This window comes from Floridaenema evergladense BLCC-F167 (assembly GCF_041929205.2).
In the GTDB taxonomy this organism is placed as follows: Bacteria; Cyanobacteriota; Cyanobacteriia; order Cyanobacteriales; family Aerosakkonemataceae; genus Floridanema; species Floridanema evergladense.
In genome coordinates, this window is sequence record NZ_CM171625.1 from 1,401,074 (window position 1) to 1,416,869 (window position 15,796).

At 38.2% G+C, this 15,796-nt stretch carries 18 protein-coding genes and 3 pseudogenes; 13 read left to right on the plus strand and 8 right to left on the minus strand.

All coding sequences use genetic code 11. The features are described from left to right. Positions 1 to 37: 37 nt before the first annotated feature. Positions 38 to 961 carry a LysR substrate-binding domain-containing protein gene (locus ACE1CA_RS06500; RefSeq protein WP_413275777.1) on the minus strand — a complete coding sequence of 308 codons (924 nt, stop codon included), beginning with the start codon at positions 959 to 961 and terminating at the stop codon, positions 38 to 40. A 203-nt stretch (positions 962 to 1,164) separates the two neighbouring features. Here ACE1CA_RS06500 and ACE1CA_RS06505 point away from each other — a divergent pair, with 203 nt between their 5' ends. The 4 genes from ACE1CA_RS06505 (at position 1,165) to ACE1CA_RS06520 (ending at position 4,803) form a co-directional block, all read left to right on the plus strand. Beyond that, on the plus strand, positions 1,165 to 2,670 hold the full coding sequence (locus tag ACE1CA_RS06505) for an APC family permease (protein ID WP_413275776.1): 1,506 nt from the start codon (positions 1,165 to 1,167) through the stop codon (positions 2,668 to 2,670). Between the two features lie 86 nt (positions 2,671 to 2,756). Next, on the plus strand, positions 2,757 to 3,464 hold the full coding sequence (locus ACE1CA_RS06510) for a cadmium resistance transporter (protein WP_413275775.1): 708 nt from the start codon (positions 2,757 to 2,759) through the stop codon (positions 3,462 to 3,464). 59 nt (positions 3,465 to 3,523) lie between these two features. Further along, complete coding sequence (locus tag ACE1CA_RS06515; RefSeq protein ID WP_413275774.1) at positions 3,524 to 4,174, plus strand: hypothetical protein; 651 nt, start codon at positions 3,524 to 3,526, stop codon at positions 4,172 to 4,174. Positions 4,175 to 4,338: 164 nt separating this feature from the next. Beyond that, entirely contained in the window at positions 4,339 to 4,803 is a 465-nt protein-coding gene (locus ACE1CA_RS06520; protein ID WP_413275773.1) for a DUF7980 family protein, read from the plus strand. A gap of 9 nt (positions 4,804 to 4,812) precedes the next feature. On the opposite strand, the gene ACE1CA_RS06525 is transcribed toward ACE1CA_RS06520, so the two are convergent. Then, positions 4,813 to 5,619 (minus strand): prohibitin family protein, encoded by an 807-nt coding sequence (locus ACE1CA_RS06525; protein ID WP_413275772.1) that lies wholly within the window; start codon positions 5,617 to 5,619, stop codon positions 4,813 to 4,815. Between the two features lie 386 nt (positions 5,620 to 6,005). Between ACE1CA_RS06525 and ACE1CA_RS06530 the strand changes: the two genes are divergently transcribed. Then, a complete protein-coding gene (locus ACE1CA_RS06530) occupies positions 6,006 to 6,446 on the plus strand; it encodes an RrF2 family transcriptional regulator (protein ID WP_413275771.1) in 441 nt (146 codons plus the stop codon). Between the two features lie 96 nt (positions 6,447 to 6,542). Here ACE1CA_RS06530 and ACE1CA_RS06535 read toward each other — a convergent pair whose 3' ends face one another. Beyond that, positions 6,543 to 7,130 carry a Crp/Fnr family transcriptional regulator gene (locus tag ACE1CA_RS06535; RefSeq protein WP_413275770.1) on the minus strand — a complete coding sequence of 196 codons (588 nt, stop codon included), beginning with the start codon at positions 7,128 to 7,130 and terminating at the stop codon, positions 6,543 to 6,545. Between the two features lie 73 nt (positions 7,131 to 7,203). On the opposite strand from ACE1CA_RS06535, the gene ACE1CA_RS06540 reads away from it, so the two are divergent. The 6 genes and pseudogenes from ACE1CA_RS06540 to ACE1CA_RS06565 form a co-directional block, all read left to right on the plus strand. Further along, a complete protein-coding gene (locus tag ACE1CA_RS06540; RefSeq protein ID WP_413275769.1) occupies positions 7,204 to 8,220 on the plus strand; it encodes a sulfate/molybdate ABC transporter ATP-binding protein in 1,017 nt (338 codons plus the stop codon). Positions 8,221 to 8,278: 58 nt separating this feature from the next. Beyond that, the gene (locus ACE1CA_RS06545) at positions 8,279 to 8,746 is read left to right on the plus strand and encodes a YidH family protein (protein ID WP_413275768.1); all 468 of its coding nucleotides are present in this window, start codon (positions 8,279 to 8,281) and stop codon (positions 8,744 to 8,746) included. Positions 8,747 to 8,826: 80 nt separating this feature from the next. After that, the gene (locus ACE1CA_RS06550; RefSeq protein ID WP_486517688.1) at positions 8,827 to 9,258 is read left to right on the plus strand and encodes an RrF2 family transcriptional regulator; all 432 of its coding nucleotides are present in this window, start codon (positions 8,827 to 8,829) and stop codon (positions 9,256 to 9,258) included. 526 nt (positions 9,259 to 9,784) lie between these two features. After that, complete coding sequence (locus tag ACE1CA_RS06555) at positions 9,785 to 9,991, plus strand: Mu transposase C-terminal domain-containing protein (RefSeq protein WP_413275766.1); 207 nt, start codon at positions 9,785 to 9,787, stop codon at positions 9,989 to 9,991. A gap of 298 nt (positions 9,992 to 10,289) precedes the next feature. Beyond that, positions 10,290 to 10,463, plus strand: a complete 174-nt coding sequence (locus ACE1CA_RS06560) for a hypothetical protein (RefSeq protein ID WP_413275765.1) — start codon at positions 10,290 to 10,292, stop codon at positions 10,461 to 10,463. After that, positions 10,441 to 10,650: pseudogene (locus ACE1CA_RS06565) on the plus strand (TnsA endonuclease N-terminal domain-containing protein); the annotation flags it as partial. The gene ACE1CA_RS06560 and the pseudogene ACE1CA_RS06565, both read left to right, overlap by 23 nt. On the opposite strand, the gene ACE1CA_RS06570 reads toward ACE1CA_RS06565, so the two are convergent. Next, positions 10,547 to 11,077 carry a caspase family protein gene (locus ACE1CA_RS06570; RefSeq protein ID WP_459563547.1) on the minus strand — a complete coding sequence of 177 codons (531 nt, stop codon included), beginning with the start codon at positions 11,075 to 11,077 and terminating at the stop codon, positions 10,547 to 10,549. The pseudogene ACE1CA_RS06565 and the gene ACE1CA_RS06570 sit on opposite strands and share 104 nt — an antisense overlap. 279 nt (positions 11,078 to 11,356) lie before the next feature. On the opposite strand from ACE1CA_RS06570, the pseudogene ACE1CA_RS06575 reads away from it, so the two are divergent. Continuing rightward, positions 11,357 to 12,671 (plus strand): annotated as a pseudogene (locus ACE1CA_RS06575) (IS1634 family transposase). Between the two features lie 132 nt (positions 12,672 to 12,803). Then, a pseudogene (locus ACE1CA_RS06580) lies at positions 12,804 to 12,982 on the plus strand (C4-dicarboxylate ABC transporter). On the opposite strand, the gene ACE1CA_RS06585 reads toward ACE1CA_RS06580, so the two are convergent. From ACE1CA_RS06585 to ACE1CA_RS06600, 4 genes are all read right to left on the minus strand, one after another. Next, entirely contained in the window at positions 12,945 to 13,283 is a 339-nt protein-coding gene (locus ACE1CA_RS06585) for a hypothetical protein (protein ID WP_486517689.1), read from the minus strand. The pseudogene ACE1CA_RS06580 and the gene ACE1CA_RS06585 sit on opposite strands and share 38 nt — an antisense overlap. Positions 13,284 to 13,435: 152 nt before the next feature. Next, positions 13,436 to 13,600, minus strand: a complete 165-nt coding sequence (locus ACE1CA_RS06590; protein ID WP_486517690.1) for a peptidoglycan-binding domain-containing protein — start codon at positions 13,598 to 13,600, stop codon at positions 13,436 to 13,438. A 90-nt stretch (positions 13,601 to 13,690) separates the two neighbouring features. After that, positions 13,691 to 14,590 carry a glycoside hydrolase family protein gene (locus tag ACE1CA_RS06595; RefSeq protein WP_413275762.1) on the minus strand — a complete coding sequence of 300 codons (900 nt, stop codon included), beginning with the start codon at positions 14,588 to 14,590 and terminating at the stop codon, positions 13,691 to 13,693. Between the two features lie 141 nt (positions 14,591 to 14,731). Continuing rightward, positions 14,732 to 15,760 (minus strand): IS4 family transposase, encoded by a 1,029-nt coding sequence (locus ACE1CA_RS06600; protein ID WP_413275569.1) that lies wholly within the window; start codon positions 15,758 to 15,760, stop codon positions 14,732 to 14,734. Positions 15,761 to 15,796: the final 36 nt, after the last annotated feature.

Here is a 15,796-nt window from a genome sequence, read left to right on the forward strand (position 1 = left end):
TTTTTACAACAATTAAAAGTTGGTTGGAGCGGGAGTTTCAAATTAATGCGATCAACATTTCTTCAAAAGCTTTGGCGAGTCGAGTTTGGAAGCGCTGCTGATGCTTTAACTTTAAGATTGGTCGGACTATATCCAATTTTTGATTCAAATTGTTGACGTTATCGATGATAGGAATTGAGCGTAAAGTACCAAGTTGTAATTCTTTTTTAATCATCAATTCAGGAATAGCAGCTGCACCTACGCCATTTTCTACTGCCGCTTTGACCATTTCACTACTAGTTAAAACCAAAATTACCTGCAATTCACTCGGATCTATGTTCCTATTTTTTAAAGCTTGTTCAAACATTTGTTGGGTTCCCGAACCAGATTCACGCATTACCCAATCTGTGGCGAAAAGTTCGGTTAAAGAAATCCCTTTACTTTCAAACCAAGGATGGGATTTACCAACAACAATTTGTAAGCGATCGCTTCCCACCACTTCTTTATCTAAACTTTTTTTCACAGATGGTTTAACTTCCCCTGCCATTAATCCAATATCAAACAACCCCAATGCTGTTCCTTCACAAATATCATCAGCATTAGCTAAAGCGCAATTAACAAAAATACCGGGATACAAACGCTTAAATTGGCTAATTTTTTCTGGTAGCCAATAGTTTCCAATAGTTAAGCTCGCTCCTAATTTTAATTGACCCCTTTGGAGGTTGTTTAATTCCCGCAATCCCCGTTCTGTTAAGGCAACTTGTTCGAGAATTTTTTTTGCTTCTAATTGCAGTAATTTACCTGCTTCTGTGATTTCAATATGGCGACCAATGCGATCGAATAACCTCACACCATATTCTGTCTCCAAACTTTGAATTGCTGCACTAACAGCAGGCTGAGTAATGTATAAAACTTCTGCTGCACGAGTGAAGTGCAAATGTTCTGCTACGGCTAAAAAAATTCGTAGCTGATCGAGCGTCATTGATGACATTTCCTACCTCAAAACTGTACTTTAGAAATTTCCATAAATTCAATTTATCAGTTTAACAAAAAACAATGTTTGTTTTATACAAAAAAAGAGTTTAAAGTAACAATGAGACACCCTGGATTCAACTCAAGCTAAAGCAAATATGCAGAAACCAACTTAGCCGCAATTCAATTCAATAAATAAAAGGAAATGGTTAAATGACGACTAAAAAATTAAATAATCACAGTGTTCACGGTTTAAAACCAGACTGTCTTTCCTTCGGAGAAGTCTTAGCGCAATCCTTTGCTGTGATTGCACCTACCACAATACCAGCTTCTAATCTTGGCTTAATTGTTGCCCTGGCGGGAAATGGCACTTGGTTAAGTTTTTTGATTGGCTTAATCGGGTTAATTTTTGTTGGTATTAACATTAACCAATTTGCTAGTCGTTCAGCCTCTCCTGGTTCACTTTATTCTTACATTGTCAAAGGTTTAGGGCCAACAGCAGGCGTAATTTGCGGCTGGAGTTTAGTGCTAGCTTACTTATTTACTGGAATGTCTGTTTTATGTGGTTTAGCTAACTTTAGTAGCATTTTAATTGGTCATTTAGGAATTCATCCTTCCAGCATTACGCTGTTATCACTTGGCGCAGGAATTGCTTGGTACGCAGCTTATAAAGACATCCAACTTTCAGCAATGGCAATGTTGTGGTTAGAAGGAATTACTCTGGTATTAATTTCAGTTTTAGGGGTAATTATTTGGTCACATACAGGCTTTGCTTTAGATTTACCTCAATTAACATTAGAAGGCGTAACTCCTGGTAACGTAGCAACAGGACTTGTCTTAGTAATGTTTGGTTTCTCTGGTTTTGAAAGTGCCACTTCTTTGGGTGATGAAGCAAAAAGACCTCTAAAAACTATTCCCAAAGCTGTAACTGGCAGCACAATTTTGGCTGGTTTATTCTTCATTCTCATGACCTACATTGAAGTTTTGGGTTTTAGAGGTACAGGAGTATCCATTGTTAATACCGAAGAACCTCTGGGTTTCTTGTCACAACAATTAGGAATGGGTTGGTTAGGACAATTAATTGCCTTTGGTGCTTTATTTAGCTTCTTTGCTTGTGTCTTAGGTTGTATTAATCCGGCTGCAAGAATCTTCTTTTTGATGGCACGTCACGGATTATTTCACTCTTCTTTAGGTTCAGCGCATTCCTCTAATAGAACCCCTCATATTGCAGTCACTTTATGTACCTTCATCATGTTTTTAGTGCCTGCTGTAATGTCTCTGTTTCACATCAAATTGTTTGAAAGTATGGGATATTTAGGGGCAATTTGTAGCTATGGATTTTTAACTGTGTACATTCTCATATCCATTGCTGCACCAGTTTATCTCCGCAATATTGGTCAATTGCGCCCTATTAATGTAATGGTTTCAGTTTTAGCAATTGGATTCATGGCAATACCAGTTTTGGGTAGTGTGGGAATTCCAGGTAGTACACTTTTCCCAGTTCCAGAAGCACCTTACGATGCTTTTCCTTATCTATTCTTACTGTATTTAGCTGCAACTTGTGGCTGGTTTATCATGCAAAGATTTCGTTCCCCAGAAATTGTGACTTCAATGCAGCGAGGAGTTGATTCAATCCACTCCAGATTTGAAAAATCTAAGACCTCATACAACAGTTCTCCATTAAATGCAATTTCACTGGATCAGGAGGACTTTGAATAAATTTACCAGTCATGAATACTTCGGAATAAAACTTATTCATGACTAAATGATTAAGCTCGAAACATAACAAAAAGGATGAACTGTAAATGGATGGATTAATAACTGCAATTCCCTCTGGATTAACAGCTTTTAGTGCTACCAATATTGATGATATTGTCATTCTCAGCCTGTTTTTTTCCCAAGTAAATAGCAATTTTCGCCGTTGGCACATTGTTGCTGGACAATATCTCGGTTTTACTGCATTAGTGATGGCTAGTCTCCCTGGTTTTTTTAGCAGTTTAATCGTACCTCAAGCTTGGATTGGAATGTTAGGTATTGTTCCGATCGCGATCGGTATTAACAGCTTGATAAATAGAGATGATGATTCAGATAATGAAGTAGAAACAAAATCTCATAATTCTGTACTAACAAATCTTTTTTCTCCTCAAGTTTACGGTGTAGCAGCGGTTACTGTTGCTAATGGTAGTGACAATATCAGCATTTATGTACCATTATTTGCTAGCAGTACTTTAGCAAGTCTTCCAGTAATTCTGGCTGTATTTTTCTCAATGGTTGGTGTTTGGTGTTATGCTGCTTACCGATTAACTAATTTACCTGCGATCGCCTCCACGTTGACTAGTTACGGTAAAAATATTGTTCCCTTTGTTTTGATTGGTTTAGGTGTGTTGATTTTGTGTAAAAGTCATACACTGGAAAGCAGTTCCTTAACTGTGATGACTCTACTCGCGATCGGTGGTTGTGTGCTTACTCAGGCGATTAACTATTGGCGATCGCCACAAATCGAAAAAAATTAAATTCCCCCCATGATTTCGATTTAACCTCAACTTTTTTGACTAATTACAAGGAGAGAACCATGAAATACTTGAAAATATTTCTTATAGCTTTGGTAATTTTTGTTAACCTATTAATTGCCAAACCTTCATTTGCTGACCCACCAAAATTCACCAACAACCCCGACTACATCCAAGTCACTCAAGCTTTAGATGAATTGTTGAAAGTTAAAAATTCCCCTGAATTACCGGAAGGTGTTACCCAAGAGGACATTGAAAAATCAATTGCCAATCTGGAATTTCAAAAATATGCTTTGGAATCTGGGATTAACTGGGGTCAATGTCGCAATGAAACTGGGAGAACCCTAGCTGTTTATGGCGCTAAACCCAAAAAATCGACCTCCACATTTGATAATTCCATCTATTTTCTCGCAGATGGCGAAACCACCAATGATGAATGGGATTGTGATGGGGTTTATTTACCAAGCGGAATCAAAGTTGCAGGTTTAGGTAGTAACGGAAAAACACAAGAATTGGCAAATCCTGTAGCTGTTAAAATCCTTGATGGTACCCAATTAGTAGTAAAAAGCAATCCCGACACAAGCGTAGTAGAATTAAACGTTCCTCCATCGGAAATTTTCAGCACTGGTGATGCTAATTGGTTCATTCCCAATATTTCGCCGGACGCAATAGCCGCTAGAATTCCCAATGCACCAACAATAGAAAACGACTAACCTTAAAGTTGGGTAGCTTAGGTACGTTACCCGGAATTGTCAACCTTAATCAGCCAGGAGAGTTTCCTTCAGGCTGATTTTTTGCGTCAGCATAGTGTTTTCTACTAGACTTTTAATTATTTTTAGTTTAAAATACGGTAAACCGATTGGAATTAAGAAGTTATATGGAAAGCAGCCAAAAAGTTGGTCAAGAGCTTAGGCTTACTAAAGCACTGAACCCAAAACAGTTACGCCAAGGTATATCGAAGGACTTTGCAGCAGTTTTATTCAAAAAGCTCAAAGGTGGATTTTTCCTGGTTATAGGATTTTTGCTTTCACCTTTGTCTTGGTGGAATGACTTATTTTTCAATTTACCGATCGCCTACGGTTTCGGCTATCTCTGTAGCTTACTGTCACCAAAATTACTTCTACCTTGCACAATAATTGGTTATTGGATCTCCTGTATCGCCGGAATTCTACTCATGCAAGCCGGAGTTATAGACGTTTTTCAAGATCAATCTCAAGAACGTAATTTCAAAAAAGAATTATTGATGGGTATAGCTACTTCCACTGCCTACACCCTAGTAATTCTGGCACTCCTTCAACTAAAAATTCTCGACACTCCCTTAGAATTTTTGGGTAATTTGTGATGAAAAACCTTACTTTTGGAGAGTGTTTACTAATTGGCTCAGATCCAACACTTTTGGCCCACCCTCACCAATAATTAAAGGTAAATTCCCATTCCACTTTTCTATAGCTTGCTTCGCTAACACTTCTGTCGTTAGAGTTTCGCGAACTAACCTTTGTGCTTCTGCCTCTCCCTTGGCAAAATTTACTTTAGCTTCCGCTTCCTTAGTAGCTTTAAGTGCCACAAACTCTGCTCTTTTTGCTTCTTGTTCAGCCACTTGTTTGGCTTCTACAGCATCACCAAAGCGTTGGGAAAAATGCACATGAACCAAAGAAATATCATCAACTGTAATGTGATAAGTTATTAGTCTGGTAGTTAAACTATTATCTACTCCAGTTTTTACCTCTTCCCTTTTAGTAATAATTTCTTCTGCTGTGTATTTCGCCATCACAGCTTTAAGTATCTCTTCTACTGCTGGATTAATTATTTTATCTATAACTGCTGTTTCATCTCCAATTTGTTGGTAAATTAAGTTTGCTTCTTCGGGTACAATGTGCCAATTAAGAGCGACATCCGTAAAAACATCCTGTAAATCTTTCGAGGAAGCTTCGGCGGAAATTTCCTGTTTTTGTACTCGAATACTCAGTTTTTTAACGGTATTAACAATAGGAATAATCAGGTGAATCCCTTCTCCGAAAATACGATTTTGTACCTTTCCAAACTGCATTAAAACTCCTCTTTCTCCAGCATTGACAATTACAAAAGGAGAGAAAAAAATTAAAGATAGTAGCAGAAAAGCAATTATCTTGCTGGCTCTGTTAAAAGTTTTCTTTTTCATTTTTAATGTATACCTGCCTATTAAAACCTCTGTTCTAAATATTATCTCTAAATCAACCTAGAAATTAACCAATATTTCTATTATTACCAAGACTAAAAAATAGTAAGTGATTTTGAAAAATTATAGTATAATACTTAAATACGATAAGTTTATCGGTTTACTGTAGTTTGGCTTAAACAATAGAAATATCTCACAACTCTTGCTTTTTACACAAATCAGTAGACAGTAAAGCTGAAAATGGTTACGAAACAAGTTAAAGTAGCTTTTTTGCAATTTTTTCTCCCAAATACCGGATAAGAAAAAAAGTAGAATTTAGCGATTGCTATAAACTACACAAAACAAATCGTCAAATCGTGGTATTAAAAAAATTCAGCATTAACGTTAAAATGATGAAACTATCTGCTAAAGTAAGATATGGTTTATTAGCCTTGTTAGAACTAGCCGATCATTACCAAGAAAGCAGTTACTTACAAGTAGATGAAATTGTCGCTGCTCAGAACATTCCCTACCGTTATTTAATGCAATTGTTAATCTCCCTGAGACGTAGTGGAATTGTTCGTTCTCATCGAGGAACAAAAGGTGGTTATTGTTTAACTAAAGCCCCAGAAAATATTACTTTATTAGAAATAGTCACTTGCTTAGAAGGTGTTCCTCAGCCGGAAAAGCCAGGTCAGGCAACATCTGAATCTTTAGATAATTTATTAATCGAAGATATCTGGTTGGAAGCGAATCAATCAGTAATGCAGCTTTTCGCCAGCTATTCTTTAAAATCTTTATCTGATAAACGAAAAGAAAGCCGCAAATCTAATCAAATGTATTATATTTAATTAATTCAGAAGAATCTACCTCTTTTAACTGTCAGCAAAGAGGTATCTAAAATTTTATTGCAGATTATACAAATACTGATAACTAGCACTATTTACCTAAATTTCGTAATGCCATAATTCCTCTTCTTTGACCAAAAATCTATGTAAAGAAAGGCGTTCAATCAAACCTTGTTGTTCTAATTGAATTAAGACACGAGTCACAGTAACGCGAGTAGCACCAAGCATTTCCGCTATATCTTGGTGAGTTAAACGTACATCAATTAAATGCCCGTTTTTAACTTCATGACCGAATCTTTTTGCCAGCCAACTTAATAGTTTAATCACCATCAAATCGGTTTTTTTGTAGCTACGAATTAGCAGTAATTCTTCAGCTTGTTTAATATGTGTCAGTAAAACTTCTGTGATTTCTTGCCACTCTTGGGGGTGAAATGGGATTAGTTCTACTTTGGTTAAGCATTCAATTTGGTAAGCCTCCACCTTTGATAAAGCTTTACCGACGATATCTCCTGGCCCCCAAATTCCCAAAGTAACGGTCGTATCGTCTTCTAACCAAGTAGTTGCTTTCACCACACCTGACTCAATTTTCCAAAGCAGGTTTGACTTTATTGGCAGTATTGAGCGGGGACTGAATTGCTGCCGAATTGGTTTTACAGATTGTTTCGTTGAGAGTGGTGTAAAGAGCATGGTAGTGTAAAATACTGTTTGTCGATGTATTTAGCGTAGTTTTAAATATAGCAGTTTCTTGTCAAGGCACAATATGGGTATTAAAGTCGAGAATGTTTCTAAACGATTTGGCTCTTTCCAAGCCGTTGATGTGGTAAGTTTGGAAGTGAAAACAGGCTCTTTGGTGGCATTGTTAGGCCCATCTGGATCGGGAAAGTCCACATTGTTGCGGATGATTGCTGGGTTAGAACTTCCTGATACGGGTAAAATCTGGCTAATTGGAGAAGATGCTACCTACCAGCCAGTGCAGGAACGCCACATTGGTTTTGTGTTTCAGCACTATGCTTTGTTTAAACATTTAACAATTCGCCAAAATATAGCTTTTGCTTTAGAAATTCGCAAAGTAGCGAAAAACAAGATTCAGCAGCGAGTTGAGGAACTTTTGCAGTTAGTTCAGTTGAAGGGATTAGGCGATCGCTATCCCGCTCAACTTTCCGGTGGACAAAGACAACGAATAGCTTTAGCCAGAGCGTTAGCGGTACAACCGAGAGTTTTACTATTAGATGAACCTTTTGGTGCGTTAGATGCCAAAGTCCGTAAAGAATTGCGGAATTGGTTACGACAGCTGCACGAAGAAGTACAAGTAACGACTGTATTTGTTACCCACGATCAAGAAGAAGCAATGGAAGTAGCTGATGAAATTGTGGTAATGAATCAAGGTCGTGTAGAACAAGTTGGTAAACCATCAGAAATTTATGATAATCCGGCAACTCCTTTTGTGATGAGTTTCCTTGGGCCAGTGAATGTTTTACCAAGTAATGCAGGTTTTTTAGTTAGTAATAAACAACTCACAGAAAAAGAGCAGATTTTTCTCAGACCTCATGATATTTTAGTTCAGTTACAACCAGTTAAAGGTGCTGTATCGGCGAGAGTTGACCGAATTATTTATTTAGGTTGGGAAATTCGCGTTGAGTTAGTTTTGCAATCAGGAGAAAGAGTAAATGCTTATCTAAGCCGAGAGCATTTTCTGCAACTGCAATTGCAGCCAAATCAACAAGTTTACGTGCAACCTAAGAAAATCAAAATCTTCCCTTATGCGGTTATGAAATAAGAGTTTTGCACCTAAAAAATTAACAAGTGCCAATCGTTAACCTCAAATTTTTAGACTTATGGAACCACCCCAAGAAACTAGCGATTATCCCAAAACTATTGAGCCGTTAGCACAGGTGAATTCAGAATTAGCAGCAAAAAAAGCTGTAACCAGGGCAAAAACAAGTTCGGAGCGAACCAGAGATCATTTAGCCAACGAAAGAACCTATTTGGCATGGATGCGAACTGCGATCGCTCTCACAGGTTTTGGAGTATTAATTGCACGCCTACGCTATTTGATTTCACCTGATGTACCAGGAACAGGTTACGGTTGGGCACTGGGCTTACTTTTTGCCGGAATTGGTTTACTAACAGTCTTACTTTCAACCCAGCACTATTTTTGGGTTTTAAGTGCCATTGATGCCGATACTTACCAACCTTCAAAACGGTGGGTAATTCTTTTTAGTTTAGTAGTAATGCTTTTAGGAACAGGTGTAATTTATGTTCTTTTAACTATGCCAAGTAATTTAAAAATTTCAATATTTTAAAAAGCAAAAATTGTTTTGTTCATTTATTTAACAACGATATCATGTTAGATTCTGCCCCAAACAACCAAACTTACAGTCTTATGGAACTATCTTCCAAGCTGGAATATGCCTTGTTAGCACTTATAGAATTAGCCAGCCATACGACTAAAAAAGTTCCGTTAACCCTTAGTGAAATTACAACTAAACAGCCAATTCCTGAACGTTACTTAGAACAAGTTTTTACTAGTCTGCGGCGTGGTGGTTTAGTACACAGTCATCGTGGGTCTAAAGGTGGTTATGTATTAAGCCGTGAACCTTGGGAGATTACTGTATTAGAAGTTGTGATTTCTTTAGAAGGTGAGCAGAAAGAGAAAAAGCGATCAAATTATTGCACTTTAGAAAAAGAAGCAATTTATAAAGTTTGGCAGCAAGCTAATTCTGCTTCTGAAGCAATTCTAAGTCGTTATACTCTCCAAGACTTGTGTCAGCTGAGGGATGAGCGTAAACATAATAATCCCATGTATTACATCTAAATGTAGCTGTAGCGGCTTGCAAACAAGAAGGAATGGGTTTGCAAATAAGCCGAATTCCGGCTCAGATTAAAGTTGATACTCTGTTGGTCTTTCACCGGGATCTTCGCAGCTATCTACTATTAACTGGAGTTTAGACATCTGTCGAGTGTCACAGTAAGTGTCGGAAATCTCACGATAAATGTCGGGTAAAAAATAGGGATGAAAAGAAAGCACAGTAAGGGTTTGAGGGATGTAGTACGGGAGTAATTGGCTGAGAAGAAGCGAAAATAAGAGAAAAAGTATCGAGAAAAATGTCGCCCCAGAAGGAACTGATGTAGGTGAAAGAGAAAAAAAGTAGAGGAAAACAGAGAGATAGAGGGTGAAAAAAAGAAACAAAAAGTAACACAATAAATGTCGCTTTTGAAGCCAAGTGTCGCGTAACACATTAAATAACCTCGTTAACAAAATAAATGTCCGGGAGAAGTTCAGGCTAGAAACGTTGCGGAATGAGGATTGTAGAGATGGGAGAAGGAAGAGGCAAAATTATATGTGCCTGATGCGACGAGATCGGCGAGTCGTTTACCGGAGTGGCTACATTCAGTTTGCCAACCTCACCTACCAAGGAGAACATCTAGCCGCGTATGCCGGAGAATCAGTGATCATCCGATACAACCCCCGTGACATCACCACCATATATATTTACCAACTACTAGAGAGCAATGTCCTTTTACCCAAAAAGTGGCGTAGTTTGTGAACCAAAACTTGGCGAAACATCTACGAGATTGCGTTGTTTCAGCCCGCAAACAATGGTCACATTTTGTATCAAAACCTGGCGAGAGTTTGTGGAATGTATCATAATACGACTATCAGTTCTCTAACTGTGGGTCTGGGAAAAAGTCACCAAAAGTGACCAGAAAACACCGGAGATTTTGGACTCTGGTGATCATATATGATACAAACAAGCCAAGATATGATTCACAACCCTCGAGCTTTCTAGCCGGACTTGGCTGATAGTGAGCGATAAGGAGAAACACCACCACTGGAGGTGTGAAGTGAACTCAACTGAGTTTCAGAAATGGTGCGAACAACTGCAACTGGTTGCACAAACCCGTGACCTAATTGCCAGGATTCGCGCCGCCCCACCAGAGCGCCACGTCCAAGGAAGAGCGGGAAACTCTACTCGGCACTTACCCCAGCCGAAAAATGGGAGTCACCATTCAATTTGAAAGCCACACCGTAGAACTGTGGGCAATATACCAGATGGAACATGACCCACTAGTTTTAGAATTCTACGACCAGCCCCCGAAGTTTAAAATTCAATACCAAAGTTTATCAGGACGCAAAATAGCGCACTACCACACCCCAGACTTCTTCGTACTGAGAACCGACAGTGCCGCCTGGGAAGAGTGGAAGACAGAAAAACAATTAGAGAAATTGAGCCAGAAATATCCCAGTCGCTATCAACGCACAGAAGAAGGAAAATGGCGATGTCCAGCCAAGTCGCAGCCAAAACCTCCTGTGGAGCAACAGGCTCAAACTTTGCTTGCAGTGGCTTATCGTCCACACCTTCTACCCCACGGATTGCTACGTCTCCTCGTGTTGCACCACCTGAATGACAACAGTCCAGCACTAGCGTCACAACGAGTTTTTTATCCACCAATTCTTTCAAGAGTTGAGCAAGCTCAAGATCGCGGAGATACTGTCCTTCTGAAGTCCCAATGTCAGTCGGCACCAACGCCTCATCAATATCATTTCCTACTTTGATGTCTGGATAGACTATCTTTGCTCTTCCACCATGACCAGAGTAATGGATGTAAACCTGTGCCTTCTCTGGTGCCATCTCACCTAATTTTCTAAAACCCACATTCCGCACCCAGAACTGTCACAGATAAAAAAAGCCACCGAAGTAGTACATAATAACTAAAGATAAATCAAAGGTTAAGAGGCTTAATGAGAATAATTAGTATTAATCAAGGTGTGGTGTGAGAAAGTGAAGTTTGGTAACAAAGACAAAAAGAAACTTTCATAATGAAAAAAATAAGTTGATAACAAAACAAGAAATGAGAGAATCACAACAGAAGTAGTGGAGGAATCTGTTGTGAAATTAAAACCTCAAGAAATGGAAATCCAAAACATAGACCATCTAGGGATAGTAGCAGGAATAATAGATGCGATAGGATTAGTAGGAATAATCAACGAAATAATAGGAATTGAAAAAGGAGAGAAAGTAAGTCCGGGTCATGTAGTAAAAGCCATGATATTAAACGGGTTAGGATTTGTATCCAAACCGTTATATATGTTTCCCCAATATTTTGAAACAATAGCCTGTGAGCATCTAGTGGGAGTAGGCGTAAAACCAGAATATCTCAACGACGATAAACTGGGGAGAGTCATGGATAAACTATTTATCAAAGGATTGGATACAATATTTTTTATGATTGCTGTAAAGGCAGCCCAAAAATTTGGTGTATCCCTATCTTATAGTAGCAGACTGCGCCTTATATACAGAATCAAATCTGAAAATGATGTCAGATTTACGTTGGTTATGTCGAGTACCATTAAGCATAAAAGCAGCACAATTATTAATATCGACATTACCAGACTCAGAATTTATTGATAGTCAAATGCCAGGATATAAATTAGTATCAAAAACCGTAAATTATGCAGAAATAGAACAAAGATGGTTAGTGGTACAGAGTCAAGAAAGAAGAGAATCAGACCTACGTAAACTCTCACAAAAAATTACTAAGGCAGAATCAAAAGCTCTGCAAGATTTAAAAAAGTTATCCCAAGAAGAATTTGCTTGTGAAGCTGATGCTATCAAGGCGTTATCTAAACTATCAAAACAATTCAAATATCACCAAATTAACGAGAGTCAAGTTACTCAAATAAAATCTAATAAAAAAGATTACATAGAAGAAACAGCTTACCAAATATCAGCCACAGTCTCCCAGAATGAAAGTAAAATTAATACAGAAGTTCTGAGTGCAGGGCGTTTCATTATTGCTACAAATGTTTGGGATTCAAATGAGCTTAGTAATGATTCTATGTTGATTGAATATAAAGCCCAGCAGTCATGTGAGAGAGGTTTTGCTTTTCTCAAAGATCCGTTATTTTTTGCCGACAGTATTTTTCTCAAAAGTCCAGAGAGAATAGAGTCATTGGCAATGATTATGGGTTTATGTCTGCTGGTTTATACTTTGGCTCAACGACAAATCAGAGCCGCACTCAGAGAGTCTAAATTAACCATTAAAAATCAGTTAGGTAAAGCGACTGACCGCCCCACTTTACGCTGGATTTTTCAATGCTTTCAGTCTATTCATTTGGTTGCAGTTAACCAAGAAAAACATATCTCTAACTGGACTCAAGAGAGAGACTTTATCTTAAATCTTTTACCTGATGATTGTTTAGGTTACTATCAATTAGTCACCTAATTTTTCCCTCCATTAATTGAATTTCTATCAGATAATGAGCTAATATATTTGATTTATAGCTCTATTTTACTATGTCCATTATTTCAGTTTGTCACTTTCATATATTAGTCTGATTTATGCTTTTTGTCTTGAATATCTTCATCTATTTATCTGTTGACTCTTCTGGGTAGTGTTCATTCTTATTGCTGCTTATTGAGAATAGGTTTTGATGCCTTTTTGGTGATTTACTGTTTCTCAAATGCCTTTTTTCACTCAATATGTTTGTTTTTATGCTCACTTGGCTTTTTTACCTCCGTAATTTCTCTGTGTGACAGTTGAGGGTGCGGAATGTGGGCTAAAACTGTCCACTATATTCTTGCGCGTGGGCAGCTTTTCTGAAGGTTCCAGAGGCTGCTCTGAATTATCAGGATTGATAGAAGCCGTTAATTTCAGAATTTGAGTTTCTGGAACCTTCCGCATCTCCTTGAGAAAGACTTCCACATGATTGATGTCCCGTACACATCCTCCCAGGTTTGTGTAGCGGCTGCCATCAGGTAACCTGTTAGGCATGTAGCAGTCAATTCCGATCAATAAAGCATACAAGTTTGGGGCTTGAGCAACTTGGTCAACCATCTCGACTCCAATGTCTTAATAACTCTGTTTAATTGAGAGAGAATTGCTGTATTAGTAATGTCCTGAAGTCACAAAACTGGACTCTTCGGAACAAACATTAATTCAGCAACTCATCTTTTCGTTCAAGTTCTAATTGCTGGTTCTGTAGCCGTTCAAGCCATTAGTTCACGGGTTTTCAGCCCAACCATTCCGTCAGCAACCAAACTATTCTTCTGTTGGAATTCCTTAACCGCTTTGTCGGTTCCAGGCCCAAAAACACCATCGGCTACTGAAATGGCAAAACCTGCATCCTTCAACTTCTGCTGAAGTTTACGCACGTCAGAACCTTCCATCAAAGGTCGGCATAAACGTAAAATTCTGGGTTTCTCATCCCAAGGTGCTTCTTAATGTTTAATAAAGTGAAAAGTTTACAAGCCCAATGCTTTCTGTGTTTGGACACCAGCAATGCCATCTACAGTGAGATTCTTTTGTTTTTGAAACTGCCTTACTGCCTTATCAGTATCTTTTCCAAAAATTCCATCAACTTGTAGATTGAATCCAGCTTTAATTAAAGCTTTCTGCACTTGGCGAACATCGTCTCCCTGCACAAGAGGTTGACCGGATTCGGCTAGCCGCAGCACTCTGGTAGGTTCCCAAGTCAAAAACTCTTCCCAAGACTGACTCAAAAATAATGCTCGTTCAGCTCTCCTTCTCCGAGATAGCCCAAGAAATACTTGACCGCCTGCTTTGTCCCACCTCAAAAATTCATCCGCAGCTTCTTGAATCTTGCCTTCATTCAAGCGTTTCAAAAGTGTTGATTCAAACAGGGAACGAGCACCGACGTTATAACTAAAACAAACTAACGCTGAAAATTGATTGTCATTGATATCTATTTTTACTGCATCAGCTACTGCTGCTTCAAATTTCCGTAACTCCTTTTTCAGCATCTCTTCTGCTTGGGCAACGGTGATTTTCATTCCTATAAAAACACCTTCTGTACATCCCCAACCTATAGTTGGTACGTTAACTGGGTCTAGATATGCCTCTACGTATGTTCCTTCTGGCCCTTGTTTTAATTTATGCAACCCTTCAAATGATTTGATAACTTTCAGAGCTTCTTGGTTGGTATTCCTAGTCGATGCTCTTGGTTCAGGTACTCCGCGAGGAATTGCGTCAGTTGGTGCGATCGCAAATGTCTCAGCAGCAGTGAACTGCAAAGCTTCAATTAGTAATTGAACCTGTCCTTCAGTTTGGGTAACTTTAACTGGTTGTTCGTCTTCTAGTTCGTACAAACTACCATCAGCAAAAATTTCCAGCCGTCTTGTCATTTGATTATCTCTTGAAGACAATGATTTAGGGATCGTAATTAAAGTATTCACCTAGTTTGTGGATACATCCGAAAAGTTTTAGAGAAGAGTTTTGTTTGATAAACTTTTTGGTTCCGGTAGCTGAAGGGGTGACAACTATGGCTAAAAAGTAGACCGAATAAGCATCTCGGCTCTTCGACCTCGCTGATTCCGACGTTTTTCCTGAACGCGACCGACATATTTAACTACTCCCTTATTTTTGATTTTTTCTCCTGACATAATCGAACTAGTGTAGGCTAGAGTAATCAATATAATTAAGGAAATTAAGCGGTCGCCAGAGACACCTGTTGACTCTAAATTGTAGCCACCACTTTTATAATCTCGAAACATTTCCTCGATTCCAAATCGTCTTTGATAAGCCGATAAAGCTTGTTTTAAATCTACAAGATTGGTCAAAATAAACCAAGCTTCTTCTGTGGAAATGCCGCCGTAACTGCGTTTCCATTTAGCGGCAATATTGGCTTGATCAAAACCTTTAGTTTTAGTTAATTTAACTCCCTCTAAGTAAATTGAAATCCCTGGAGTCACACCTAATTCTTGTAATTGACACCAAATTTCTGGAGCAATTTCAACGTATTCATTTCGTTTTAGGCGTAAGCAAAAATAAGTCTGGGCTTGGCTTTTCAACCATTTGGCTAAATCCACAGAACAAAATTCCCGATCTCCTAAAACCACTTTTTTATAATTACTTAATAATGGCAGGACTTGAGAAAGTACTTCTATCTGCTTGTCAGCATTTGTATTGCCTAAATTCGGCAGAACTTCAAAATAGATGGGAATAGCTCTTTTGTCATAAATTAAACTCACAACTATCAAATTAATTAAGCCCCATTGTGTGCGGTCAATCGCAATGTACAATACTTCGTTTGGCGCAAAATTATTGGTTAACCAATAGGTCAATAAAGGCCACCAAATTCTTTCAATTGTTAGGTGTGGTAACGAGAGAAATCTTTGTAACTTCTTCCGGCGACTTTCAAAGAGAATTTTTTGAGGAAATTGACTAGCCAATTCTTCCAATTTTACTCTTCGATGCTGTTGCAACATCACAACTAATATCAATAAAATTAAAAACTCTGCTTTTTTTAGTTGAGTTTTTAGGTGTTGGGTGTAAAATAATGGTAATAAATTCATTATTTTCGTTAATTAGGTCTTCTTGAGAATATTCTA